Annotated in this window: 3 protein-coding genes and 1 pseudogene; all 4 read right to left on the bottom strand. The window is 72.9% G+C overall.

All coding sequences use genetic code 11. From position 1 onward, the window contains the following. Window positions 1-285: 285 nt before the first annotated feature. Window positions 286-537: pseudogene (locus AB0C29_RS46465) on the bottom strand (transcriptional regulator); the annotation flags it as partial. Next, on the bottom strand, window positions 468-713 hold the full coding sequence (locus tag AB0C29_RS46460; protein WP_360834519.1) for a hypothetical protein: 246 nt from the start codon (window positions 711-713) through the stop codon (window positions 468-470). The gene AB0C29_RS46460 and the pseudogene AB0C29_RS46465, both read right to left, overlap by 70 nt. Next, on the bottom strand, window positions 647-1,036 hold the full coding sequence (locus AB0C29_RS46455; RefSeq protein WP_360834517.1) for a nuclear transport factor 2 family protein: 390 nt from the start codon (window positions 1,034-1,036) through the stop codon (window positions 647-649). The genes AB0C29_RS46460 and AB0C29_RS46455 overlap by 67 nt, the downstream gene beginning before the upstream one ends. Window positions 1,037-1,114: 78 nt before the next feature. After that, on the bottom strand, window positions 1,115-1,838 hold a 724-nt coding region (locus AB0C29_RS46450), incomplete at its 5' end, for a helix-turn-helix transcriptional regulator (protein ID WP_360834515.1).

Genomic DNA, 1,838 nt, shown 5'->3' with positions numbered 1-1,838 from the left:
GCGCGCCCTCGGCGGCGATCGCGGCGGAGGTGGCGTCGTACCAGGCCAGGACGGAGTCGGTGGTCACCGGTCGGGCGACCGCCGGCGCGGCGCCGCCCAGCGTGGCGCCGGTGACGACGCTGAGCAGGGTGGCACCGATCCGGGACCGGGTGGTGGCGAGGACGGGCATGTCGTAACCCCTCGAACTGATAGGAGAAGTAGGATTACGGCAGCATGTATCGACGCGCTTCGCTCGGTCAAGAGGCGTAACGGGACCGTATCGAGTGTTGCCGGCGACCGCGCCGATCAGGGCCGGGTGAAGACGACGAGCCGCAGATCGCCCGGTGACACCGTCAGCACGTCCTTGTCGAACGACGTCCGCCCGCTGCGCCCGTCCGGCACGTCCAGCCTGTCCAGGCCGTCCGGCGGGTCGGGCGAACCGTCCCACAGGCGGGTGAACGCGCCGCCGCGGGCGTACAGATCGCTGATCAGGGACCGCAACCGCGGGTCGGCCGGATAACGGTGGGCGGCGGCCTGCAGACCCGCGACCATCGACGCGCGGACGGCGGGGCTGCCGCGGGAGTGGTCTCACGCGGCACCAGGCCGCTGCGGCCCGCGGGCGCGGCGAAACCGGCCAGGGTACGCAGGTGGCCGTGCTCGTCGGGGCTCAGCCGCAGGGCCGCCGCCTGTGCGTCGACGACGTTCGGCGACGGCCGGCGGCGGCCCTGTTCCATGCGTCTGAGGTGCTCCGCGGAGACACCGGCCCGGCCGGCCAGCTCGTCACGCCGCGCAGGTCGGCCGCGCAGGGGCGTGCGTAGTGGAACTCGCCCCAGAACTCGTCGGCCGATCCAGCCGATCCGGTGACTGAGACGCGGATCTCCGGGAACTGCGTGAACACCGTTGCCCAGTTCCGGCGTACCTGCTGCGGTGAGCTGAACGAGCGGGCCGGATGAGCGGGCCACGTGCTGGTGAAGTCGTCCGCGAAGGTCGCGGTGAGCGCGTCCAGGTCGTGCGCGTTGATGGCGTCGATGAGTCGTTCGACCACAGGGAAATCCATGGTGGGCAACGGTAGTGACGGGCGGGGCCGGCGGCCGGGGCCAGTTTGTACCCCGTGGACCCTCCCGGCCGGCGCTGGCTACGGCAGCTGGTCGGCGGTGAGCAGGCCGGGGTGGTCCTTGAGCTGGCGCCGGGAGGTGAGGCCGAGCTTGCGGAAGATGCTGCGCAGGTGGGCGTCGACGGTGCGCTTGCTGAGGAACAGCTGGCCCGCCACCTCGTTCGAGGTGGCGCCGGACGCGACCAGCCGGGCCACGGCGACCTCCTGCATGGTGAGTTTCTCGTAGGGCGTCGCGGACCGGGAGCGGACCTTCTCCCCGGTGGCGCGCAGCTCGTCGGCCGCGCGCCGGGCGAAACCGTCGGCGCCGGCCTTGGACAGCAGCTCGTACGCGGTGTGCAGGTGCGGCCGGCAGTCCCGGCGGCGGCCCTGGCGGCGCAGCCATTCGCCGTACAGCAGGTGCGCCCGGCCCAGGTACGGCATCAGGTTGCCCTCGGCGAGCAGTTCCACGGATTCCCGGAAGTCGTCCTCGACGCCGGTCACCAGCCCTCGGGCGTACGCGGCGATGCCCCGGCCCACGCTCGTTCCGTTCGCCTCGGCGCGTTCGGTGAGCGACACCAGCGCCTCGGCTGCGGCGGCGTGCTCGTCGCAGCGGACGGCAGCCTCGATGAGCTCGGGCAGGGTCGACCCGGTGAGGAAGATGTCGTCCTGGGCCGCGACCCGGCGGGCCGCGGCGAGTGCGGCCGGGTAGTCGGCCAGGCCGTTGTTGAGGGTCGCCGCGGTCGCGTGGAGGTTCGTCACGTGCCCG

It is taken from the genome of Actinoplanes sp. NPDC048791 (genome assembly GCF_040650095.1).
Classification (GTDB): Bacteria; Actinomycetota; Actinomycetes; order Mycobacteriales; family Micromonosporaceae; genus Actinoplanes.
This window is presented reverse-complemented; position numbering and strand designations above follow the sequence as displayed.